This window comes from Enterococcus sp. CR-Ec1, from assembly GCF_002850555.1.
GTDB classification, from domain to species: domain Bacteria; phylum Bacillota; class Bacilli; order Lactobacillales; family Enterococcaceae; genus Enterococcus_D; species Enterococcus_D entomosocium.
In genome coordinates, this window is record NZ_CP025223.1 from 2,038,715 (window position 1) to 2,062,290 (window position 23,576).

At 41.9% G+C, this 23,576-nt stretch carries 23 protein-coding genes; 2 read left to right on the forward strand and 21 right to left on the reverse strand.

The features are described from left to right. Positions 1 to 63: 63 nt before the first annotated feature. The 5 genes from dnaK to CXM95_RS09800 all read right to left on the reverse strand — a co-directional run bounded on the left by dnaK (position 64) and on the right by CXM95_RS09800 (position 6,079). Positions 64 to 1,893, reverse strand: coding sequence for a molecular chaperone DnaK (dnaK, locus tag CXM95_RS09780; RefSeq protein WP_005235649.1), 1,830 nt, complete (start codon positions 1,891 to 1,893; stop codon positions 64 to 66). 52 nt (positions 1,894 to 1,945) lie between these two features. Continuing rightward, positions 1,946 to 2,533 carry a nucleotide exchange factor GrpE gene (gene grpE, locus CXM95_RS09785; RefSeq protein WP_005235647.1) on the reverse strand — a complete coding sequence of 196 codons (588 nt, stop codon included), beginning with the start codon at positions 2,531 to 2,533 and terminating at the stop codon, positions 1,946 to 1,948. A 38-nt stretch (positions 2,534 to 2,571) separates the two neighbouring features. Then, positions 2,572 to 3,615, reverse strand: coding sequence for a heat-inducible transcriptional repressor HrcA (gene hrcA / locus CXM95_RS09790; protein ID WP_005225934.1), 1,044 nt, complete (start codon positions 3,613 to 3,615; stop codon positions 2,572 to 2,574). Positions 3,616 to 3,797: 182 nt separating this feature from the next. Then, entirely contained in the window at positions 3,798 to 4,988 is a 1,191-nt protein-coding gene (gene hemW / locus CXM95_RS09795; protein WP_051154609.1) for a radical SAM family heme chaperone HemW, read from the reverse strand. A gap of 443 nt (positions 4,989 to 5,431) precedes the next feature. After that, positions 5,432 to 6,079, reverse strand: a complete 648-nt coding sequence (locus tag CXM95_RS09800; protein ID WP_005235640.1) for a hypothetical protein — start codon at positions 6,077 to 6,079, stop codon at positions 5,432 to 5,434. Between the two features lie 117 nt (positions 6,080 to 6,196). On the opposite strand from CXM95_RS09800, the gene CXM95_RS09805 reads away from it, so the two are divergent. Then, complete coding sequence (locus tag CXM95_RS09805) at positions 6,197 to 7,063, forward strand: aldo/keto reductase (RefSeq protein ID WP_086299384.1); 867 nt, start codon at positions 6,197 to 6,199, stop codon at positions 7,061 to 7,063. A gap of 136 nt (positions 7,064 to 7,199) precedes the next feature. Here the strand turns inward: CXM95_RS09805 and iadA are convergent, their stop codons facing one another. From iadA to truB, 4 genes are all read right to left on the reverse strand, one after another. Continuing rightward, positions 7,200 to 8,384 carry a beta-aspartyl-peptidase gene (iadA, locus tag CXM95_RS09810; protein WP_016620344.1) on the reverse strand — a complete coding sequence of 395 codons (1,185 nt, stop codon included), beginning with the start codon at positions 8,382 to 8,384 and terminating at the stop codon, positions 7,200 to 7,202. 30 nt (positions 8,385 to 8,414) lie between these two features. Continuing rightward, positions 8,415 to 10,106 (reverse strand): putative basic amino acid antiporter YfcC, encoded by a 1,692-nt coding sequence (gene yfcC / locus CXM95_RS09815; protein WP_176273503.1) that lies wholly within the window; start codon positions 10,104 to 10,106, stop codon positions 8,415 to 8,417. Positions 10,107 to 10,345: 239 nt separating this feature from the next. Beyond that, entirely contained in the window at positions 10,346 to 11,299 is a 954-nt protein-coding gene (gene ribF, locus CXM95_RS09820; protein ID WP_008378129.1) for a riboflavin biosynthesis protein RibF, read from the reverse strand. A gap of 2 nt (positions 11,300 to 11,301) precedes the next feature. Further along, positions 11,302 to 12,228 carry a tRNA pseudouridine(55) synthase TruB gene (truB, locus tag CXM95_RS09825; RefSeq protein ID WP_101699076.1) on the reverse strand — a complete coding sequence of 309 codons (927 nt, stop codon included), beginning with the start codon at positions 12,226 to 12,228 and terminating at the stop codon, positions 11,302 to 11,304. 122 nt (positions 12,229 to 12,350) lie between these two features. Between truB and CXM95_RS09830 the strand changes: the two genes are divergently transcribed. Further along, a complete protein-coding gene (locus tag CXM95_RS09830; RefSeq protein ID WP_086299383.1) occupies positions 12,351 to 12,929 on the forward strand; it encodes a phosphatase PAP2 family protein in 579 nt (192 codons plus the stop codon). Between the two features lie 51 nt (positions 12,930 to 12,980). On the opposite strand, the gene rbfA is transcribed toward CXM95_RS09830, so the two are convergent. The 12 genes from rbfA to CXM95_RS09890 form a co-directional block, all read right to left on the reverse strand. After that, positions 12,981 to 13,331: a 30S ribosome-binding factor RbfA gene (gene rbfA, locus CXM95_RS09835; RefSeq protein ID WP_005225925.1), complete on the reverse strand. Its 351-nt coding sequence runs from the start codon at positions 13,329 to 13,331 to the stop codon at positions 12,981 to 12,983. 32 nt (positions 13,332 to 13,363) lie between these two features. Then, complete coding sequence (infB, locus tag CXM95_RS09840) at positions 13,364 to 16,123, reverse strand: translation initiation factor IF-2 (protein ID WP_061054241.1); 2,760 nt, start codon at positions 16,121 to 16,123, stop codon at positions 13,364 to 13,366. A gap of 12 nt (positions 16,124 to 16,135) precedes the next feature. Beyond that, positions 16,136 to 16,438 carry a YlxQ-related RNA-binding protein gene (locus tag CXM95_RS09845; RefSeq protein WP_016612174.1) on the reverse strand — a complete coding sequence of 101 codons (303 nt, stop codon included), beginning with the start codon at positions 16,436 to 16,438 and terminating at the stop codon, positions 16,136 to 16,138. Continuing rightward, the gene (gene rnpM / locus CXM95_RS09850) at positions 16,431 to 16,727 is read right to left on the reverse strand and encodes an RNase P modulator RnpM (protein ID WP_005225922.1); all 297 of its coding nucleotides are present in this window, start codon (positions 16,725 to 16,727) and stop codon (positions 16,431 to 16,433) included. The genes CXM95_RS09845 and rnpM overlap by 8 nt, the downstream gene beginning before the upstream one ends. 16 nt (positions 16,728 to 16,743) lie before the next feature. Further along, positions 16,744 to 17,958 carry a transcription termination factor NusA gene (gene nusA, locus CXM95_RS09855; RefSeq protein WP_008378144.1) on the reverse strand — a complete coding sequence of 405 codons (1,215 nt, stop codon included), beginning with the start codon at positions 17,956 to 17,958 and terminating at the stop codon, positions 16,744 to 16,746. Positions 17,959 to 17,979: 21 nt separating this feature from the next. Then, the gene (gene rimP / locus CXM95_RS09860; protein ID WP_008378146.1) at positions 17,980 to 18,453 is read right to left on the reverse strand and encodes a ribosome maturation factor RimP; all 474 of its coding nucleotides are present in this window, start codon (positions 18,451 to 18,453) and stop codon (positions 17,980 to 17,982) included. 207 nt (positions 18,454 to 18,660) lie between these two features. Continuing rightward, positions 18,661 to 19,014, reverse strand: coding sequence for a DUF2752 domain-containing protein (locus tag CXM95_RS09865; protein WP_034695542.1), 354 nt, complete (start codon positions 19,012 to 19,014; stop codon positions 18,661 to 18,663). Continuing rightward, entirely contained in the window at positions 18,999 to 19,433 is a 435-nt protein-coding gene (locus CXM95_RS09870; protein ID WP_008378150.1) for a DUF4234 domain-containing protein, read from the reverse strand. The genes CXM95_RS09865 and CXM95_RS09870 overlap by 16 nt, the downstream gene beginning before the upstream one ends. Positions 19,434 to 19,607: 174 nt before the next feature. Then, positions 19,608 to 21,548, reverse strand: a complete 1,941-nt coding sequence (gene thrS, locus CXM95_RS09875) for a threonine--tRNA ligase (RefSeq protein ID WP_101699077.1) — start codon at positions 21,546 to 21,548, stop codon at positions 19,608 to 19,610. A gap of 310 nt (positions 21,549 to 21,858) precedes the next feature. Continuing rightward, positions 21,859 to 22,035: a 2-hydroxymuconate tautomerase gene (locus tag CXM95_RS09880; RefSeq protein ID WP_005225916.1), complete on the reverse strand. Its 177-nt coding sequence runs from the start codon at positions 22,033 to 22,035 to the stop codon at positions 21,859 to 21,861. An 88-nt stretch (positions 22,036 to 22,123) separates the two neighbouring features. Then, the gene (locus CXM95_RS09885) at positions 22,124 to 22,621 is read right to left on the reverse strand and encodes an ASCH domain-containing protein (RefSeq protein WP_005235615.1); all 498 of its coding nucleotides are present in this window, start codon (positions 22,619 to 22,621) and stop codon (positions 22,124 to 22,126) included. Next, positions 22,591 to 23,463 (reverse strand): aminoglycoside 6-adenylyltransferase, encoded by an 873-nt coding sequence (locus CXM95_RS09890; RefSeq protein WP_034872541.1) that lies wholly within the window; start codon positions 23,461 to 23,463, stop codon positions 22,591 to 22,593. Before CXM95_RS09890 ends, CXM95_RS09885 begins: the two co-directional genes overlap by 31 nt. Positions 23,464 to 23,576: the final 113 nt, after the last annotated feature.

Genomic DNA, 23,576 nt, shown 5'->3' on the forward strand with positions numbered 1-23,576 from the left:
TACGTTTCGCAAATTCATAAGAAAAAGCCAAAGCGGTGACTTTGGCTTTTTCACAAACAGCGATTATTTATCGTCACCGTCTACTTCTTCAAAGTCGGCGTCAACCACATCGTCTGCGCCGCCTTGTGCAGCTTCTGGATTTTCTTGTGCTTGTTGTTGTGCTGCTTGTTCGTATAATTTAACGGTTAAGTTTTGTACGATTTCATTCAAAGCATCACGTTTCGTTTTCATTTCTTCTAAGTTGTTTGCTTCAACCGCAGCTTTCAACTCATCACGAGCTTCTTCCGCTTTTTTGACTTCGTCTGCATCCACTTTGCCTTCAAGCTCTTTCAATGTTTTATCAACAGTGAACAACAATGCATCGACGTCATTGCGTAGATCAACTTCTTCTTTGCGCTGTTTGTCGGCTTCAGCATTTGCTTCAGCATCTTTTACCATGCGTTCGATTTCTTCATCTGATAAACCTGAAGATGATTTGATCGTGATTTTTTGTTCTTTTTGTGTACCTAAATCTTTTGCAGAAACATTAACGATCCCATTTTTATCGATATCAAATGTTACTTCGATTTGAGGGATGCCACGAGGTGCTGGTGGAATATCCGTCAATTGGAATCTTCCTAATGTTTTGTTATCAGCAGCCATTGGACGTTCCCCTTGCAAGACATGGATATCAACGGCTGGTTGATTGTCTGCTGCAGTTGAGAAGACTTGTGATTTACTTGTAGGGATCGTTGTGTTACGATCGATCAGTTTTGTGAAGACAGCACCCATCGTTTCGATACCTAATGATAATGGTGTAACGTCTAGTAAGACAACATCTTTCACATCCCCAGTGATCACGCCACCTTGGATCGCAGCCCCCATCGCTACCACTTCATCTGGGTTTACTGATTTGTTTGGTTCTTTATTGGTTTCTTTACGTACAGCATCAACTACTGCCGGAATACGAGTTGAACCACCAACTAAGATCACTTCGTCGATTTCTGATTGTGATAGACCAGCATCTTTCAAAGCTTGACGTACTGGAATTTTTGTACGTTCTACTAAGTCTGCTGTTAATTCATCAAATTTCGCACGAGTCAAGGTCATTTCCAAGTGCAATGGACCAGCATCGCCAGCTGTGATAAACGGTAAGCTGATTTGTGTACTTGTTACACCTGACAAGTCTTTTTTCGCTTTTTCAGCAGCATCTTTCAAACGTTGCAAAGCCATTTTGTCTTTTCCAAGATCAATGCCGTTTTCTTTTTTGAATTCTGCTACCATGTGATCGATGATTTTGTTATCAAAGTCATCCCCACCTAGGTTGTTGTCCCCAGCAGTTGATAATACGTCAAAGACGCCATCACCTAATTCAAGGATCGATACGTCGAAAGTACCGCCACCTAAGTCAAAGACCAAGATTTTTTCATCTTTATCTGTTTTATCTAACCCATAAGCTAAAGCTGCGGCAGTTGGTTCATTGACGATCCGTTCTACTTCAAGACCGGCAATTTTACCAGCATCTTTGGTTGCTTGACGTTGTGCATCGTTGAAGTATGCAGGAACAGTGATGACTGCTTTTTCAACTTTTTCCCCTAAATAGTCTTCAGCAAATCCTTTGATGTATTGAAGAACCATTGCGGAAACTTCTTGTGGTGTATACGATTTTCCTTCAACTTCTACTTTGTATCCAGCTTCACCCATATGGCGTTTAATAGAAGAAATCGTATTAGGATTTGTCACTGCTTGGCGTTTTGCAACTTCCCCTACTTGGATCTCACCATTTTTGAATGAGACAACAGAAGGTGTGGTACGGTTTCCTTCTGGATTCGTAATGATTTTTGCTTCGCCGCCTTCAAGGACAGCAACAGCTGAGTTTGTTGTTCCTAAGTCGATACCGATAATTTTACTCATAAGTAATACACTCCCTTTTTTAATTTAAACATCTACTTATAGATAGAAAGAACTATTGTGCAACGATGACCATGCTTGCACGCAAGACACGATCATGCAATTTATACCCTTTTTGCAAGACAGTAACGATTGTGTCTGCCGGTGTTTCATCAGAGGCAGGTACAGTCTGCACCGCTTGATGCAAGTTCGGATCGAACATTGCACCTTCAGCAGGAATCTCTTCGATTCCCTCTTCTTTTAAGGCTTGACGCAGACTTTCAAGAACCATTTCAACGCCTTTTTTCAAATTCGCCGCTTGGTCTTGATCGACATCTGCTGCCATCGCTCGTTCCAAATTGTCGATTGCTGGCAACAGTTTTTTGCCAAGATCTTGCGAGCGGTATTTTTGTAAAAGTTCCCGCTCGTTGCGGTTACGTGAAGTGATATTTGCGATCTCTGCACGAGCACGCAGGAATTGATCTTCCAATTCATTATTCTTTTCTTGCAAAAGTTCCAATTCGCTTTTTTCCACTGTTTCTTCCTCTGGTTGAGGAGTCTGTGCTTCAGTTTCAGTTGATTCATTTGAAGATTCAGTTGTTTCTGCGGTTTCTTCAGCAGTTTTATCTAATTCTTCATCTAAACGCTCTTCTTTTTCCGTCACGTTTCAACCATCCCTTCTACGATTTGTTTCATTGCCGCTTATTCATTGGCAGCGTCTAATGCGCGATAATAATCGGCCAATTTTTTTGCTAACTCGCCTCGAAAAACTTCCATCAAACCAAACATCCGTGAATACGGCATACTTGATGGACCTAATAAAGCGATCGTTCCTTGTCCATGACCTTCGATTTCATAGCTAGCTTGGATCAGACTCATATTTTGTAACAAGTCATTGCCAAGCTCAGAGCCGATTCTGATTTGAATCGCAGAATCTCTTGGCGCCAGCAGCTGTGTCAGCTGATCTGCATTTTTCATAAATGAATACATCGATTTGAACTGACTAACATCTTGCGTCGGTTCAAAATCCAGAAGATTCATTCGCCCGCCGACGAAGATTTTTTCTTCAAAAATGTGGCTCAGCATCGTATCAAAGAGATCAACGATTCCGTCAGTCGTTTGAAAATACTTATGCAGAATCATAGGAATCTCTGTTCTTAAACGATGGTAGACCGTCATTAGAGGCTCACCGATCAATTTGTCGTTGATGATCCTTACCATTTTTTCCAAATCTTCGCTGCTCATCGATTCAGGAAGAGTAAAGACTTGATTTTCGACATTCCCTTTATCCGTCACGATGATCGCGATGATCTGTCGTGCATTCAATGGGACGATTCGAAAACCGGTCAATTTCCTTTCCTTCATATCTGGCCCGAGAGACAACGCTGTATAGCTAGTCAAGTTGGACAAGATCGTGGCAGACTGCTGGATGATTTCATTGATTTCATGAAAATCTTTTCCAAAAGAATGACGAATGGTTTGAATTTCGTTTTGGTCAACTTCCGATGGCTTCAATAAGTGATCAACGTAATAGCGATACCCTTTTATTGACGGCACACGCCCTGAAGATGAATGTGTCTTTAACAGAAGTCCAGCTTCTTCCAGCGCCTTCATCTCATTACGAATGGTGGCAGAGCTAGCTTCAACCCCATCTTCCATCAATCGCTTCGAGCCCGTGGGCTGACCAGTATTCGTATAATTTTGGATGATGAGGTGTAAAATCATTTGTTGTCTAGGTGTCAACATTTTATCCACTCCTCCGTTAGCACTCATTCCTATTAAGTGCTAACACGATTATAAATATACCATATTTGCTAGGAATGTCAAGTATTTGCATCACTTTTTTAGCACTCTTTCTAAGAGAGTGCTAAAAAAGAAATCAAAAAAAGAAGCAGCACGAAATGGCTACTTCTCTTACTCGTTCTTTCTTATTTTTCTGCATCCAAGAGAAATGCTTCAAACACTTCGTTGCCAATAAACATCCCAGCTTTCGTTAAAAAGACACGGTCACCTTGACTAGCCAACCAGCCTTTTTGAATCAACTGTTCGCTCGTTGAACCATAGATTTCCTGAAAAGACTTCCCGAATTTTTCTGCAAACTGTATTTTTGAAATGCCGACCTTTTTACGAAGGCCTAAAAACAGTTCCTCTTCCATTTGATTGCTGGTTGTCAATTCTTCGATTTCGTGGATTGGCAACTGATTTTCCTGTAATGGTTTCAAATAATGCTGGATTGGACCTTTGTTCTTGTAGCGAGTCTGTCCAAGATACCCGCTGGCGCCTGCCCCAAAGCCAAAATAATGTTCATTGTTCCAATACACTAGATTATGTAAGGACTCATACCCTGGTCGTGCAAAATTACTGATTTCATATTGGTTCAATCCAGCTTTTGTCATCGCGGCGATCGCCTCATCAAACATCTGCGTTTCAGCTTCTTGAGAAGGCAGTGCCATTCTCCCTTGGCGAACCCAGTTCATAAACATGGTTTTGTTTTCTAAAATCAAAGAATACATTGCATAGTGAGGCAACCCGAGATCAATCGCTCGCGTCAGTGTATCACGGAAGCTTTCTATGCTTTGTCCCGGAAGTGCATAAATCAAATCGATCGTCACATTCTGAAAATCATGTTTTTCCAGCAGCTGAATAGTTGAATAAACATCTTCAGCGGTATGCTTGCGGCCAATTTTTTTAAGCAAGCGATTATCAAAGGTCTGGACCCCCATCGACAAGCGATTGACTTGATGATTTTTCAAAACCAGCATTTTTTCTTCACTCAAATCACCAGGATTTGCTTCCACAGTAAACTCTTTGGTTGTGTGTGTTGGCAGCAATTCATGCACACCTGACAGCAATCGATCCAGTTGGTTCGCCGAAAGCGACGTTGGCGTCCCGCCGCCGATATAAATCGTTTTCGCCTCATTGAGAGGCTGACGCAAGAGGGTCAGCTCAATTTCTTTTAGTAACGCTTCGATGTACTCATCCACTGGCTGCCCTTCTAAAAACACTTTGTTGAAGTCACAGTAGTAGCAGATATGTTCACAGAAAGGTATATGTATATACGCAGAAATATTTTGCGCGCTTTTTGTAGATGGATCGTTTATTGTTTGACCTTCAGGCATTCCTAAGTAATTCTCCTCTACCTTCTTTTTTGCTCCCACCGCTGAGAGCACCGGCACTCATTGTAGCATAGTTCTTAGAATTCTCCTATCACTTGGACTATTTTTAAGCAAGAAAAAACACCACTTCCAAGAAGTGATGTCTTTAAATATTCATAGAAAAAATAAAGAGCACTACTCTTATTAAGTACGGTAAAATACCGCTTTTGTTCTTATCCCGCCCAGAAAAAAATCTGTTTGTTACAAGAACTAACACTTCCCCCAAACTGTTAGCGCCACAATAGATAAGCTGTTGTTGACGGCTTACTTAACAAGAGCAGGACTCTTATTCACGAAAGACAATTGCTTGTCTTATCTGACTTAAGTATACCTTTTTAAAAAAATTAAGTCCTATCATCTTTTTCACCAGTCTATGAAAACGATGAGAATCTTCACCTTGGTAACAGTTATAAAATGTGCAGCAAAATATCGATCAGATAGCGGATCAACCGATACGCAATAAATAAGAAGAAAATATTTCCCAGCAAGAATTGAAAGACATTGCCAATCGATCCCTTAAAGGAGCGAAAACTGAAATAACGCGACCAACGATTGAACCCGTTTTGGCGGTTTCGTTTCAAACGATACGCTTCATCATACTTCATCTCCAAGAGGTCATAATAAAAAATCATCAAGGGTTGTTGCACAAAGAAAACTTTTTTATAGCCTGCCATCAACGTGTACTGCTTATTATTGGAAGGAAAGTTGCGATTGCCGTTTTTCTTCACGCGCATCGTTGTTCCATCATTCATTTGGAACGCATAATGATCCTCAAATTCTGTCAGTTGATGAATTTGCGGCACCTGATTTTCTTCTTCGAAAGCAAGTACGACCTCACTCGCTCGCTGATAAAGTGAAACCAACCACGCCATTATGCCTAGCAATATAACTAGCAAAATGATATTTAAAAGCAAACTTTCTTGTAACAAAAGTAAATAACCTAAGATAATCAAAATCGCCACACCAAGGGCAATCATTCTTCTACGGAAATAACTGCGATACATCAATTCAAAAGAGCGCCGATAATAGGCAAAATCTTCTTTAACAAAATCCATTTTTTCCACATCTTTCTGTGTTTAGGTTGCTGATAATGTATCAAAGATCCTTTTGAAAGTCAATTTCCCTCAAAAGTTTCAGCGTCTGATTTGTTTCAAACAAGAAAACGTTTTATAATGGAAGATGTAACAAAAAAAAGCGATGAAAGTAGGTTGAGATACGTGATATTACAAGAAACATTTACCTTGCAGAACAAACTGGCAATTCCTAAGATTGGCCTTGGAACCTGGCAATCTTCTCCAGAAGATGCTTACAACGCAACAAAATTTGCCATTCAAAATGGTTATCGACATGTCGATACAGCGGCAGCTTACAAAAACGAAGAAGCGGTTGGGAAAGCTGTGCGCGATTCAGGCGTTGCCCGCGATGAAATTTTTGTTACCACGAAAGTACCTGCTGAGTTAAAGACCTACCAAGAAGCGGTTGATAGCATTGATGCTTCTCTAAAAAAACTTGACTTAGGGTATATCGATTTGATTTTGATCCATGCCCCTCGTCCTTGGAAAATCATGGGAAACAATCCAGAAAACAAAGATTTTTATCTTGAAAACATCGATGTTTGGAAAGCATTAGAAGAAGCCTACTTAAGTGGAAAAGTAAAATCGATTGGTGTTTCCAACTTCGATCAAAAAGATTTGCAAAATATTTTTGATCATTGCGATGTGAAACCGATGGTCAACCAGTTTATTTACCATATTGGCCTCACAAATGAAGAACTATTGACATTTTGCAAAGCGCACGAAATTTTAGTGGAAGGCTATTCACCAATCGCTACTGGTCGTTTACTCGATAACGATGCAGTGAAGACGATTGCTGAAGCCTATGGAAAATCTATTCCACAACTTTCAATTCGTTACTTGCTACAAAAAGACATTCTGCCATTGCCAAAATCCGTTCATGAAGAATACATTGCTGACAATGCCAAAGTTGACTTTGAAATTTCTGAAGAAGACATGAAGAAATTGGATGAGTTGCAAGCTTAAGAATACTTGCGTTTAATTGAAAAAAGCAGTCCGATCAAGTCCAGTAAATGCTGGTCATGGATCGGGCTGCTTATTTTCTTCTACAACTCTGTTTAGAAAAACAACCGTTTCTTAGTCTGTTAAAACTGAATTCTTCTTATGTTAGTTGTTCAAAGGTACCCCACACTTTTACTTCTTGTTCTTCTACCATTGTTCTGCCTTTTGCTAGAACCGTTTCTACTGCTAATGAGTCTTTGTTCAGCAAGCAAATATCAGCATCCATCCCTGCTGCAAGACGTCCCTTTTGATCAAGCTTCAATACTTTCGCTGGATTGGAAGTGATTGCTCGAATGGCGATCTCCAATGGAATCTGCTCTTTTTGGACTGCTTCTTTAATGCCTACCATCAGCGCTCGCGAACTGCCGACACCCAGACCTATGAATTGATTGTTTTCATCAAAGTACGGGAGGCTGCCTTGCCCATCAGAGGTCATGGTAAATTGATCCAGCCCGATCCCTTCTGCTAACAAACGTTTCAATCCTTTACTGAAGCGAACCTCATCGTCTTCTTTTTCCCAGAAATCAGGATCTTCACTCGCCGTAAAATCGATCGTTCCACCCATTTTTGCAAAAGCAATACTTGCTTCGAAAAGCTCGCTGGTCCGATTGGCATGTGTCGGTAAAAATTGGCTGATTGGAATCTCTGTCTCTTCGATGGTTCGTAAAAGCAGCTCATATTTTTTCTTTCCTCCACCTAAGTGGACGTTTACGATACCTGCTTTTCCAGAAAGCATCCCACCAACACGAGCATCCGCAACCGCGCGGGTAAATTCTTCGAAACTTGGTTGTGAAGAACGATGGTCAGAAACGGCAATTTCACCGATACCAATAATTTTATCGATAGTCAAAAAATCTTGGATGATGGAATCCGTGACGGGCGCCAAAGGCAATCGATACGAACCGTCATAAAGATAAGTCGTGATGCCTTCCGCCTCTAGTCCACGCGCCTTACTGATCAAGGCAGTCATATCTCTGCCTACTCCGTCAGTACCTAAACAGCCAACCACTGTCGTTACTCCTGCAGAGGTCAATTGACTCAATTTCACTTCTGGTGTCCGGTTTTGAAAGCCGCCTTCCCCGCCACCTCCTAAGATATGAAAGTGGCAGTCAATAAAGCCGGGCACAGCGAGTAACCCTGTGCCATCGATTTCTTCAAGAGGAACACCTGAGAATCCTCCTTCAATCGAATCTTGAATAGCAATGATCTTGTCTTCATTTAATAAAATATCTTTTTTTCCTAAATAGTCAGGAGCGTAAACCTCTGCTTGTCGTATCACCTTCATAAGTGCTTCCTCCTTGTGGCTGATTACTTCTTATTGCAAGCCGATTGCGACCGCAATAAAGATAAAAATGGTTCCTAATACAAATAAGAAACCTTGCATTTTGATCTGGAATTTCGCCCATTTCACCCATTCGATTCTTGCGACACCTAAGACACCGATCAGACTTGCCGATACTGGAGTGAAGGCATCCATAAAGCCCGAGCCTAATTGATAAGCCAAGACAGCGATCTGTCTAGAGACACCTAAAAGATCGGCTAATGGCGCCATGATCGGCATGGTTAATGCAGCTTGACCTGAATTTGAAGTCACGATCAAATTGAAGAAGCTTTGGAAAATGTACATGAACCAGGCACCAATAAATGCTGGAACATTGCTTAACAAACCGCCGATGCTGTGCAAAATCGTATTCAACGCTGACGGCACATTGGCATCAGAACCGCCGAGAACCAGAAGAATCCCTTTGGCCATCCCCACAACGATTGCAGTTCCTGCCAATTCTGAGGCACCAGATTGAAAGGCACTCGCCACATCATTCAAGCCCATATTTTCTAATTTGAAAAGAACCGCTATGATTCCTGCCCCTAAGCCCATAACAAAGAATTGAGAAGCAATCTCGGGAATATAGTAGCCTTTCTGCGTCACACCCCATACGATCCAGATCAAAACCGCCAGCATTTCAACCAAGATCAATTTATGACCTAATAAAAATGGTTTTTGCTCACTGGAGGTTTTTTCAAGATGATTTCTAAAATACGCATCCGATTGATACGTTAGCGATTTCTCAGGATTCTTGCGAATTCTTTCGGCATAGATCATGAGGTACCCTGCGGATAGTGCGGTAACCACGACCCACATGATGATTCGGAACGTTGCGCCTGAAAGAACGGGAATACCTGCGATCCCTTGAGCTACTGCCACACTAAACGGACTCATCCACGAGGTGGCATTTCCAATCTGGGAGGCGACATAGGTGACGGTGACCGCCACGATCGAATCATACCCCAATGCGATCACGAAAGGCACCATGACCATCGAAAACGGAATGACTTCTTCTGCCATCCCAAAGGTAGCGCCCCCAAATGAAAAAGCAAAGAACAACAGCGGCAATGCCAAGCGTTCTAATCCACGAGTTTTGCTGATAAATGCAAAGATCCCCGCATCAATCGCTCCGGTTTGCATGATAATACCAAACGCACCACCGACCACTAGGATCAGTGCTGCGATCCCAACTGCTGAGCCGTATTTATCACCAGAAACCAATCCTTCAAAAACAAAATTTAAGAAGCCGAAACCGTTAAAGTCATCAGTTCCCCAAACCTTGGCTGTTTTGTGCAGTTTTTCAGAAGTATCATAAATTTTTTCGCCGTAAAGACTGTAAAGCGTGTCATCGGTCAGTCCCACCTCATCTAATTGACTCTGGGACAACTCTTTAGGCCCTTCAGCTAGAACAGCTGCTAAAGCCTCAGGATCGACATCTAATTCTTCCAACTCTTGTGGATCGTCTTCCAATTGATTCAACTGTTGATAGACGTATTCGTTATCTAACGGGTAGGCATAACGAAACGAATCTTGCATCAAGACCGTTCTGGTACTTATTTCCCCATTTGCATCGGTATACTCGATTTCTTGTGTACTGAATTTTCCAGCGGGAACTAAGAAAGTCAGCAACCACGCCAACAATACGACCCCAAAGATGATGACATACGTATGAGGCGTTTTCATTTTAGTTAAATCTTTCTTTTCTTTCCCCTTTTTCGCTTTTTTTCCAATTGTCACTTTTTCTCTCCCTTTCCCTTTGCAGCGTTCTGCATAAATTATCATTTTTGCCTATTTTTTAGTATATCGAAAAAACGTTTTTTCCTCATGGGGAAAGCATTAGAATTCAAATAAACTACGTTATAAAAAGAAAGAAAAAGAAAAAGTGAAAAGAAGCCAGAAACGCTTCTTTTCACTACGAATGCTTAGTTTTCTTCAGAAAGCCCATCAAAATAAGTTTCAGTGTCTCGTTCATCTTGCTTTAATTGTTCGATCAACGCTTGTGCGCCATTGAAAGCGACTTGATCACGTAAGAAATGATGCCAGCGGATCGCCACGGTTTCACCATAGATATCTTGGTGAAAATCGAGAATATAGATTTCAACTGTTAACTGGCGCCCCTGACCAAACGTATCATTGTGACCAATCGATCCCATCGATGGATACCACTTGTCACCGACTTTGATTTCCGTCACATAGACGCCTTCTTTTGGCAACCGAACGGTGCTCTTTACTTTGATATTCGCGGTTGGAAACCCAAGTTCTCGTCCTCTAGCATCACCGTGAACGACGGTTCCTTCAAATTCATAAATATACCCTAACAAGCGATTGACTTGTGCCATATCGCCATTTTGTAGGGCAGAGCGAATGCGTGTGGAGCTAACCTTTTCTTCATCAAACGATTCTTGCGCGACAGTCACAACTTCAAAACGATTTTCTGCATATGTTGGTAACAGCGCCATGTTGGCTATCTCTTTCTTGCCGTAGGTATAGTCGAATCCAGCAACAACAACTTTTGCATGCAGACCGATCATGTATTCATCCACAAACACCTGTGGTGCCAGATTTGCAAAAGCAGAAGTAAACTCAATGATATAAAGAATATCTACTCCAAGCTTTTCCATATGCGCTTCCTTTTGAGCCAAGCTGGTCAGGTATTGCATTTTTTCAGGATCGACTTTTTGAAAAACGATCGAGGGATGTTGATTAAAGGTCATTAATGCCAATTTTAACCCTTTTTCTTCTGCGATCTTTCGTCCTGTTTCAATGACTTTCTGATGACCTAGATGTACGCCATCGAAAAAGCCTAACACTAAGACGATCTCCTCATCAGGAATCGTTTCGTGATCATAAGGGTGTCTCATTTCAATGATTTCCATGTTCATTCTCCTATTTCTGTACGGATGACTTTTACCGGTTTCATCATATCTTGGTATTTGTCATGAGCTTTATAGATACTGATCAATTGTTCTCGATAAAAAATCGCCACTAATTCCTCTGGGCGCTTTGGTAATCCAAACACGCTGAAAGGCAAGCGCATGCCATTTTTTACTTTCTGCCAGAGGTCCGCATCGATCGTCACTTGAACAAACTCCGATACCCCATATTCCACCGGTAGCAGTAGTTCCGAAACACGTTGTTCATCGACTGCCTTTTGCACCTCTGCAATCGTGTAAGATTGTTCTTTAGAAAAACCACCGCTTTTTAAGCGAGTCAAATCAGACATATGCGCGGGTACACCCAGCAATTTTCCTGTGTCGACCGCTAACGTGCGAACATAAGTCCCTTTTCCACAAGAAACTTCAAAACGCCAGCTTTGCGTATTGTCCTCATGAAAAACCGGCTCTGAAATTCGTTTGAAGGAATAAATTTCTGCTTTGCGCTGTGGTCGCTCGACAGTTTCATTGTTGCGAGCATATTCGTAAAGTCGTTTGCCATTGACTTTGACCGCCGAATACATCGGCGGGATCTGGGTAATCGTCCCCGTCAACTGTTTCATTGCCTGATCGATTTCTGTCTTCGTAAACGGACGAGTTAGTGCTTGTTGTTCAACGATATCCCCCGACCGATCTTCTGTAGTGGTACTGAAGCCCAAGGTGATTTCCCCGGTGTAGACTTTTCCAGAATCAACCAAGTATTCGACGATCTTCGTTCCTTTTCCGATACAAATGGGCAAGACACCATCCACGTCAGGATCTAGTGTGCCGCTGTGTCCGATTTTTTTTGTCTTTAATATTTTTCGTAATTTAAACACGCAGTCGTGACTTGTTTGTCCACGCTCTTTCCATAATGGTAAAATCCCGTCCATCGTATTCCTCCATTTCACTTCAACTTGCTTATTATAACATATAAAAAAAATTCATTGCACGACAAAATCCTTTTCGCTCCTTCTCATTACATGATAAACTAAGCATATAAGGAGGTCCTAAAATGGTTGTTTTAACGATAGGGTCATTTATTGGATTTGCCATCTTTTTGATCATGATTCAGCTCGGCACGATGCAGCGTTGGGAAGAAGCGTTTGCTTTGCAGATCATCCAAAGCCGTACGCCTTCTTTGACGCGCATGATGCACTTTTTTACCAATTTAGGAAAAGCCTTTCCGACAGTTGCGATCGCTTTACTATTGTTTGTCTTTCCATCATCGCGGGCGGATCTTGCACCAAAAACAGCAGTCAGTATCTTCATAGTATCAGCAGCTGCTTACCTGATCAAACGGATCGTCCGACGAGATCGTCCGATCGATCATCGTTTAGTTGAAGAAAAAGATCACAGCTTTCCTAGTGCCCATGCTGCCACATCCGCTGCCATGTACGGAACGATCGCCTTGAATCTTGGACAATTGGTTCCCTCAGCAGTCCTTCCGATGAGTCTGCTGGCAGTTTTGTTAAGCTTTATGATCGGCTTTAGCAGAGTCTACTTAGGGATCCATTTTTTAACAGATGTGATCGGAGGCTGGCTCTTGGGGACAGGTGTTGCTGGACTGGTAACTTTACTGATGAATACCTGATGCTCTTTTCAAATAAAAAAGAACAGCTTCGATTGGAAGCTGCTCTTTTTTTTATTCTTCTGAGTGCAATGCGCGAATCATTTCATCAATTTTATTCCCGTATTGTACTGATTCATCCAATTCGAATTGGATTTCTGGAACTTTATAGAGCGTTAACGCTTGACCTAATTCACGACGAACCAAGCCAGTTGCTTTTTCCAGTCCTGCTTGGGCTTTTTGCTTATCTGAAGCTAAGTCCGTTAGGGTGCTGTAAAAGATCGTTGCTTGCTGTAAATCTCCAGTTACTCGTACATCTGTGATCGTCACATCTTGCACGCGAGGATCACGAACTTTTTTACGAAGAATTTGATTGACTTCTTTTAAGATTTCTTGTGCCACTCGGCGATCTCGATAGTTAGCCATTCAAAAAGCCTCCTTGTATAGTTGTCATTCCGTTATTTTGTCGGTACTTCTTCCATGACATAGCCTTCGATCACGTCATCAACTTTAAGATCGTTGAATTTCTCGATCATCGCGCCACATTCAAACCCTAGCTTCACTTCTTTGACATCATCTTTGAAGCGTTTCAAGCTGGCAAGTTTGCCTTCATAGATAACGATGCCGTCACGGATCACGCGGACGCCACTGTCACGGCGAATACTGCCTTCCGTTACGTAGCAACCTGCGATCGTGCCCACTTTAGATACTTTGTATGTTTCACGAACGATCATTTGACCAGTGATTTTTTCTTCGAATTCAGGATCAAGCATCCCTTTCATCGCAGTTTCGATTTCTTCGATCGCTTTGTAGATGATGCGATGCAAACGAATATCGACTTTTTCCGCTTCCGCTTGCTGTTTGGCTTGCGGTGTTGGACGGACGTTGAATCCGATGATGATGGCATTACTTGCTGCTGCTAGCGTTACATCACTTTCATTGATTGCACCAACGGCTGAATGGACGATGTTCACTCGCACACCTTCAACATCGATTTTCTTCAATGAAGCAGCTAATGCTTCAGCTGAACCTTGTACGTCTGCTTTGATGATGACATTTACTTCTTTCAGTTCGCCTTCTTTTAGACTTTCAAACAAGTTATCCAATGTCACACGACTGCTTGATGCGCGTTGCTCCATCAAAGCACGTTTTGCACGTTCTTCACCCGCTGCTCGAGCTGTTTTCTCGTCTTCAAAAGTAACGAAACGATCACCTGCTTGAGGCACATCATTCAATCCTGTGATTTCGACTGGTGTAGCAGGTCCAGCTGCTTTATCACGACGACCTAAATCATTCGTCATTACGCGAACACGACCGAAAGTATTCCCTACAACAATTGGATCACCTACATGAAGAGTCCCTTGTTGAACCAATAGTGTTGCTACAGGACCTTTTCCTTTATCAAGGCGCGCTTCAATGACTGTACCGATCGCCCGTTGGGTAGGATCAGCTTTCAAATCTTCGACTTCTGCTACTAAGAGGATCATTTCAAGCAATTCTTCAATGTTTTGCCCAAATTTCGCTGAGATTTCAACGAAGATCGTATCGCCACCCCAAGCTTCTGGGATCAACTCATGTTCACTTAATTCTTGCATCACATGTTGTGGGTTAGCACCTGGTTTATCGATTTTGTTTACTGCAACGATGATCGGCACTTTTGCTGCTTTCGCATGGTTGATCGCTTCCACTGTTTGTGGCATCACTCCATCATCAGCTGCGACAACAAGAATCGTGATATCGGTGATACTTGCTCCCCGTGCACGCATACTAGTGAAGGCCGCGTGTCCAGGAGTATCTAAGAAAGTAATTGGTTTGCCATTGATGTCGATTTGGTAAGCGCCAATATGCTGCGTAATTCCCCCAGCTTCACCACTTGTTACGCGTGAATGACGTAAAGTATCAAGCAATGTTGTTTTCCCGTGGTCAACGTGACCCATGATCGTCACAACAGGTGGTCGTGATACTAAATTATCTTCAATTTGTTCTTCTGCTTCGAAGAATTTATCGATGTCTGCGATATCCACTTGAACTTTTTCTTGTGGTTCGATTCCGTAATCGGTAGCAAGCAGTTCAATCGTATCTTTATCTAAAGGTTGGTTTTGATTGACCATAACCCCCATCATAAAGAGTTTCTTGATGATCTCTGCTGGTTCACGGTAGATTTTTTTCGCGATATCCGCTACGTTCATGCCTTCTGAATATTCCAATACTTCTGGTAGCTCACGGAATTTACGTGCTGGAACTGGCGGTTTCTTTTCCGTCTGCTGACGGCCTTTTTTGCCTTTTTTATTGAATTTGTTGCGATTGTTATTGTTGAAATTATTGTTGCGTCCACCGTAGTTTGACTTGCCGCGGTTTTGATTTCCTCCACGAGAATCATTCGATCCTTGCGGACGGTTATTGTTACGGTCTGCCCCTTGCGTATTTCCTGCAGATTGAGCGGCCGGACGGTTTTGTTGCCCTTGGTTATTTGGACGGTTTTGCTGTCCTTGGTTTGTTGGGCGATTTTGTTGCCCTTGATTATTCGGACGGTTTTGTTGTCCTTGGTTTGTTGGGCGATTCTGTTGCCCTTGATTATTCGGACGGTTTTGCTGTCCTTGATTGTTCGGACGATTTTGTTGTCCTTGGTTGTTTGGACGGTTTTGCTGTCCTTGATTGTTCGGACGATTTTGTTGCCCTTGATTATTCGGACGGTTTTGCTGTCCTTGGTTTGTTGGGCGATTTTGTTGCCCTTGATTATTCGGACGGTTTTGTTGTCCTTGGTTTGTTGGGCGGTTTTGTTGCCCTTGATTGTTACGATTCTCTTGGTTATTCACTCGATTATGACTTCCTTGGTTATTTGGTCTGTTACTTCCTTGACTGTTCGTGCGATCTACTTGTCCTTGACCAGCAGGACGGTTATTGCTTTGCGTAGTTCGCTGTTGACTTTGATTGTTATGACGGTTTTGGAAGTTAGGATTATTTCTTTGCGTTTTAAATTTCTTTTGTTCTTGTTTTTCCGGCTGGTTGGCTGGTTTCTGATTTGCGGGATTTGAGTTTGCAGATGTTTTACCATTTGGATTGCCGCCTAATGACTGCTGCAATTTTTGCGCCTCTCCATCTGAGATCGCGCCCATATGATTTTTGACATCAAAGCCTAAAGATTGTGCTTTTTCAACAACCTCTTTGCTCGACTTATTCCATTCTTTTGCAAGTTCATAAATTCTTTTTTTTCCCATGCAATCACCTTCCTAACCTAATATTAATTCCTGCACCTTCCTTGCAAATCCTTGATCTAAGATGCCAATGACCATTCTTGGTTTCCCAATGGCCGCACTGATTTCATCAGCAGAAAATGCATCTAGGAGCGGAATTTCGTAATAAGAACTTTTGTCCTTAATTTTCTTTTGTGTATTTTTACCAGCATCACTGGCGATAATGACTAAAGCAGTTTTCTCATTGCGAATCTCTTTTAAAGTCATTTCTTCACCAGTTACTAATTTCCCAGCACGCATGGCTAGTCCTAACATATTTAATGCTTTGGTTTTATTCATTTGCAAATAACTCTTTTCGCGCTTTTTGGTGCGTTACATAGTCCAATAGTTCTTGGTAAAATTCATCTGTCAATTTCGTTTCCAGCACTCGATCCAAGATACGCTTATCCCATGCTTTCTGGGCTTCAGCCGGTTCGATCGCTATATAAGCTCCCCGACCTGGCATTTTTCCTGTCGGATCGATGGAAACAACGCCTTCTTTTGAACGAGTGATACGAAGCATTTCTTTCTTAGGTAGCATTTCGCCTGAAATCACTGATTTTCGTAAAGGAATTTTTCGTTTTTTCATCACGATCTCACCTCAACTATTTTTCGTCAAACTCAACATTTTCATAATCATCCGCAGTCATGTCTGATGGAAGGATCGCTTCATCAACTGTTTCTGCAGATTCTGTTGCTTCTGTGCTGATTTCTTCAGCAGCTTCTGAAGCGTTGGCATCATACTCATCGATATAGTCGCCTTCATCCAGCTTCGCATAAAATTCTTCCATGTCTGTTTCTGATTTGATATCGATTTTGAAGCCAGTCAATTTGGCTGCTAGGCGAGCATTTTGTCCGCGTTTACCGATCGCTAATGATAGTTGGTAATCAGGCACGACAACAGTACAAGCCTTCGGATTATCAACATCAAAAATAACGTCGCTGACTTCTGCTGGATTCAACGCATTGGCGATGAAGATCGCTGGATCTTCATTCCATTCCACGATATCCATGTTTTCGCCTTTTAGTTCATTAACGATCGCTTGAACCCGTTGACCTTTAGGGCCAACACAAGTGCCGACTGGATCGACGTTGGCATCAAAGGAACGAACAGCAACTTTGGCACGATCCCCTGCTTCACGAGCAATACTTACGATCTCTACAGTACCATCATATACTTCTGGCACTTCTTGTTCAAATAATCGGCGCAGCAAATCTGGATGGCTGCGGCTAACGAATACTTGAGGCCCTTTTGAAGTATTTTCAACACGAGAAACGAATACTTTGATCCGATCATGGGGTTGATAAAACTCATTTGGCATTTGGTCTTGTTTTGAAAGCACGGCTTCAATTTTGCCTAAGTTTACATAGATATAACGATTGTCTTGGCGTTCAACGATTCCTTGCAAAATGTCTTTTTCGTACGCACTAAATTCGTTATAGATAATGTTTCTTTCCGCTTCACGGACCCGTTGCAAAATGACTTGTTTTGCCGTTTGCGCCGCAATACGACCAAAGTCTTTAGGCGTTACTTCAAAGCGGATTTTGTCGCCGATTTCATAAGCGGGGTTGATTGTCATCGCTTCTTTTAATGAAACCTCTAGTTGCGAGTCCATGACTTCTTCTGTCACTTCTTTGACTGCATAGACGTGGATATTGCCTTTTTTCTGATCAAATTCTACTTCCACATTTTGTGCTTGCCCGTAATGACGTTTGTACGCTGAAACCAATGCCGCTTCCAAGGCATCGATGACAATCTCTTTTGAAATGCCTTTCTCTGCTTCTAATGCATCCAATGCATTCAACATTTCTTTACTCATGATTCTTTCATTCCTCCGTGTTTAAAATTGAATGGCTAAACGAGCTTTGGCAATATTTTTCCGGTCGATCGTTCGTTCTTTTTCTCTGGTTTTGATTCGGGTCTTCATAACTAGCTGATTTTCGTCGAATGACTGTAAAAAGCCTTCGAACTGTTTTTCTCCATCAATCGGTTGATATAAAGAAACATGAATGTACTCGCCGACTGCCCGTTGATAATCTGCTTCTTTCTTCAATGGACGCTCGGCGCCAGGGGAAGAAACTTCCAAGAAATAGGCCTGTGGAATAGGATCAGGTTCGCATTGGTCTAATTGTTCACTAAGTTGTTCACTGACAAAGGCACATTCCTCGATATCGATTCCGCCTTCTTTATCAATGAACACACGAAGAAACCAATTTTTCCCTTCCTTCACGAATTCTACTTCAACTAATTCAAATTTTTGCGCATCCAGAATAGGGGTCACTATATCTGTAACAGTTTCCACTACCGTACTCACAACATCGCCTCCTTTATTTCTCAACGAAACGAACTTCATTCCATTAAAAAGAGTGAGCGAAAAAACCGCTCACTCACTCTAAGTATCATTACATTGTAAATATAACACAATTTTCATAAAGATTCAACTACTGTCGCATGTTCCCTTCGCTTTCAGAAAAAAACAAAGTATTTTCTTAAAGATTTTTAATGCTTGGGTGAATGGCTGTTAGTGAATCACTTGACCAATCCGACGTAGTAGTTGTGGGAAAATGCTCTCTGGATCAAAGTCCATTGGCGCGTCATGTGGGAAATGAAGCCAGAGCCGACCACCATAAACCACTAGTACCAAAAGTGTCAATGTCACCCACAGGTTGTGACTGTAGTAAAGTTTGCTGATTTTCGGATTTTTTTTGAATAAAACAATTCCGAATACGATCGGCACTAACCAAAACAAGGGATGAAAATGCAGCGCACCTTCAAGATCACCCTGAAATAAGTGCAAATAGGCGCGCGTCATGCCACAACCTGGACAAGGAAACCCCGTTAACCATTTAAACGGACAAATCAATAATCTACCCAATCATCTGAATCAGACGAATCGTTTGTATTGTTAGATGAGGTCATGGCATTTTGATCAGCCGCTTCCCACATTTGGTTCATATCACCTTGTAAAATCGCCATGTTGATGAAATCAAAAGCAAACAGGCTCAAGACGACAAAAAGAATTTTGTTGTCACTCAGACGAGGCATATTCGCTCGTTGTTGTGCACTCATAAAGATATCCGCAATTCGGTACCACCAATAAATTTGATACAATCCACAAGTAAGGATTGTGAGTAAAATCGACGTTTCTGGCGAAAGACGATTATCCCCGCTGTATTCTGCCAGCTCTTTGGTTGTTTGGTACATCCAAAAGAATGTATAAATGCCACAAGTAATAAATGTTAATAAAATGACCGATACAACCGATTTCTTTCTAACTCCGTAATTATAATTCATCACAAACTCCTTCTAGTTTATTCCTTTTTATCACTTACTAATTATGCACGATTTTATTCACAAAAACAAAAAAAATCTAATTATTTTATTTTATATAGATTAAAAAAGGTAAATAGCACCTGCTGAAAGCAGGTGCCTATACTATAAAATCATTCGTTTTCTTTGAACCAAAAGCTATGCTCGACTATAATTTTTCACTTCAGCAGCCATTGCATCAACAAACAAATTCAATTCTTCGACTTGGGTCTCCTTGCTGCCGTAGCGACGGATATTCACTGTCGCATCATTGACTTCTTGATCCCCAACAACAATTTGGTAAGGAATTTTTTGGGTTTGTGATGCACGGATCTTATACCCCATTTTTTCGTTGCGGTCATCCACTTCCACTCGCAGTCCTTGCGCTTGCAGGCGTTCTTTGATTTCGTAAGCATAGTCGCTGTGGGCTTCGACTGAGACCGGAATGATCGATGCTTGGATTGGTGCCAACCAAGTCGGGAATGCCCCTTTATAGACTTCTGTCAGGTAAGCCACAAAACGTTCCATCGTTGAAACGATTCCGCGGTGGATCACCACTGGACGGTGATTGTTTTCGCCATCTTCACCAACATATGTTAGATCAAACCGTTCAGGCAATAAGAAATCCAATTGGATCGTTGACAAGGTTTCTTCCATACCTAAAGCTGTTTTCACTTGGACATCTAGTTTAGGTCCGTAGAAAGCTGCTTCACCGTCAGCTTCAAAATAATCCAATTCTAATTCATCCATGGCCGCTTTTAGCATTGTTTGCGCATTTTCCCACATCGCATCGTCATCAAAATATTTGTCTTTGTTTTGTGGATCGCGATAACTTAAACGGAAACGATAGTCAGTAATATTAAAGTCTTCGTAAACGCCCACCATAAGATCCAGTGTCCGTTTGAATTCTTCTTTGATTTGATCAGGACGAACAAATGTATGACCATCATTTAAGGTCATTTCCCGAACCCGTTGCAACCCTGATAGTGCCCCTGATTTTTCATAGCGGTGCATCATTCCTAATTCAGCGATCCGAATTGGTAGTTCACGATACGAATGGATGTCATTTTTGTAAACCATCATGTGATGTGGGCAATTCATTGGTCGTAGAACCAGCATTTCGCCATCCCCCATATCCATTGGTGGGAACATGTCCTCGTGGTAATGATCCCAGTGCCCTGATGTTTTGTATAAATCCACGTTTGCCATGATTGGTGTGTATACGTGTTGGTACCCAAGGCTAACTTCTTTATCCACGATATAACGCTCGATCGTACGACGGATCGTTGCTCCTTTTGGCAACCAGAAAGGCAAACCCGCGCCGACTTCAGGGGACAACATAAACAATTCTAATTCTTTCCCTAATTTACGATGATCGCGTTCTTTTGCTTCTTCTCGTAAACGAATAAATTCCTTCAAGTCTTTCTTATCGAAAAAGGCTGCTCCATATACCCTTTGCATCATTTGATTATCAGAACTTCCACGCCAATAGGCTCCGGCTACTGATAACAATTTGTACACTTGGATACGACCTGTCGATGGGACATGAGGGCCGCGGCATAAGTCAACAAATTCTCCTTGCTGATAGGCAGTAATCGTTTCGTCATCTGGTAATTCTGTGATCAACTCAACTTTGTATGGATCTTCAGCAAAAAGAGCCAAAGCTTCCTCTTTTGTTAATACACGTCGTTCAATTGGCAGATTTTCTTTAATGATTTTCATCATTTCTGCTTCGATTGCTGGTAGATCTTCCGCAGTTACTGGGTTTTCCCCATTGTCTGTGTCATAGTAAAAACCAGAATCAATTGCAGGTCCTACTCCAAAATGGATCGATGGATAGAGTCTGCGCATGGCTTGAGCCATTAAATGAGCTGTCGAATGACGAAGTAAACCTAAGGCGTCTTCATGATCGGGTGTCACGATCTCAATCGTTGCATCTTCTTCGATCGGACGTGAAAGATCGATCAGTTGTCCATTGACTTTTCCAGCTAAGGCTTTTTTTGCAAGACTTTTCGAGATACTTTCAGCAATCTCTTTAGTTGTTACCCCAACAGCAAATTCTTTTTTTGCGCCATCAGGAAATGTAATAAATAATGACATATGAATGTCCTCCTTTGAATGATTTCAATCAATAAAAAAGTCCTAGTATCGGTTACGATACTAGGACGATCACTCGTGGTTCCACCTATTGTTCGAAAACAGAAAAAGTCTGTTTTCCTCTTCATGAGATAACGGTTCAACCGCCTCCGTTTCGACAGAGGTCTAAAAAAGTGGTCATCCTTTGGTTTTCTTCCAGGAAATTTTCAGCCAAGATTTCCCTCTCTTATCGAAGACTCTCAAACTCAGGTGTCTTTTTTATTGATCGATTATGGCTCAATTAAACCACTACCTACAAGAAAAAGCAAGAGAATTATTTCCAATCGCCATTCACAGCATAGGTTCCTTGCTTCATTTCATTGATGATGACATGGATATGCTCCTTAGGGGCACCCGTATTTTTATGGACCGCCTCAGTGATTTCTTTCATCATATTCGTCAGTTGTTCTTGCGAACGCCCTTCAACTAGTTCGACATGAATAAATGGCATACGATTTCCTCCTTTGTTTGCTTTTGATTATACACCTTTTTCAAAAAGACAAAAGCTATTCCCATGATTTCCAAAGAAAAACGTGTCTTTATTCCTCCTGATACACGACAGAAAACTTTTCACAAACGCATAGCATTTGATCGTGAAAAGACAACCCCGCTGAGGCATAAGCTCGTCGAAAAAAAGCTTCATGAACACGGCGCCAATAAGCCAAAGTGCGATCTCCTTCCCCTTCTAAAAAGGCAAACGCTGCTGTCACTTCATCAAATGGCACGATCGACACTGACTCTAGATAAAGAACAGCTCTTGGTACATCCGAACCATCTAAAAGGACACTATACGTTTCTGATTGTGGCAATGCTTCTTGCTCGATTTCATAGAGCGCAGCGGCGGAGGTCGTCGCTGTCTTTTTGCCAGCTAAAACAAGTGCTGCCAGTTCATCCGCCATTTCTGAAGTATCACCAAAGGACCAAGCATCTTCATAGGTCAGAGAAGATTGATTTCTTGGATTTGCTTTTAAAAACCGCTGCCAAAACGCTTGAATCTGACTGTCTTTTATTTTTGGTTCTCTGGTCTCATCTGCCAATTTTTTTCACTCCAATACTTCGTATATGTTTGGACATTCTCAGCTTCTTGCCAATCATAGGCCAACCCTAATTTCTCGCTGATTTTCTTTGCTTGCTTATCAAATCGTTTTTGCATCTTCAAAAGGGACTGACCGCAAGCAGTGATCGTGGAAAAATCAAGCAATGAGGTCAATTCCCGCCACTCCTTTTCCGTTAGAAACGACTGCAGGTATTTATGATTTTTCCCAGTACTCACCTGAAATTGCTGAGCATGGGCAACAAACAAATCTTCTATCCATAACAATTCTTGCCAACAAATGGTGTATAAATGATCCGTAGCATAAATTAGTTGCTTTCGAAGCAGCCCTTTCACGACATACGTGCTTACCCACCAAAATTCGTTGCAGTGTTCTTGAAAAGCGGCTTGGGTCGGGCGCTTGATCCAGTAATGCGAATGATTTGCTTGATTAGCAAAACTTAGTAATTGGTCTGGATCAAGCAGCGGCTGCAAGCCTGGTTCTTTAGCAAGACGATCGACCAGTGCAAGTGGACATAGCATGAGATCGATTCTTACTCCGTCTAAAAAATGCATCAAGTACGTAAAACACCCGCCCAAACTCGGCGGATAAATCGTGCTAGCTTCCGGTGTTTGCCTGATCATGATTGATCCAAAGGCTTCTAACCATGAAGAATCATCGACCAAAGGCTGAATATCCTCCATCACGAAGACCACGTCAAAATCCTGCAAAATATCTTTTGGCGCCTGTGGATCGGTCCGTGAACCAGATAAACCGATGGCACGTGCCCCAACACGTTTCCCAACAGACAGGATCAATTGGCGCAATTCTGCTTCTTCTCTCACCTTTTCCACCTCTATTTCGTTTCGTTTTTGAACACCTAAGCTCTTTTTATAAATATTAGCATAGTTTCTTTTTTTCCACGACATTCACAGGGAAAATATGCTATAATTTTATG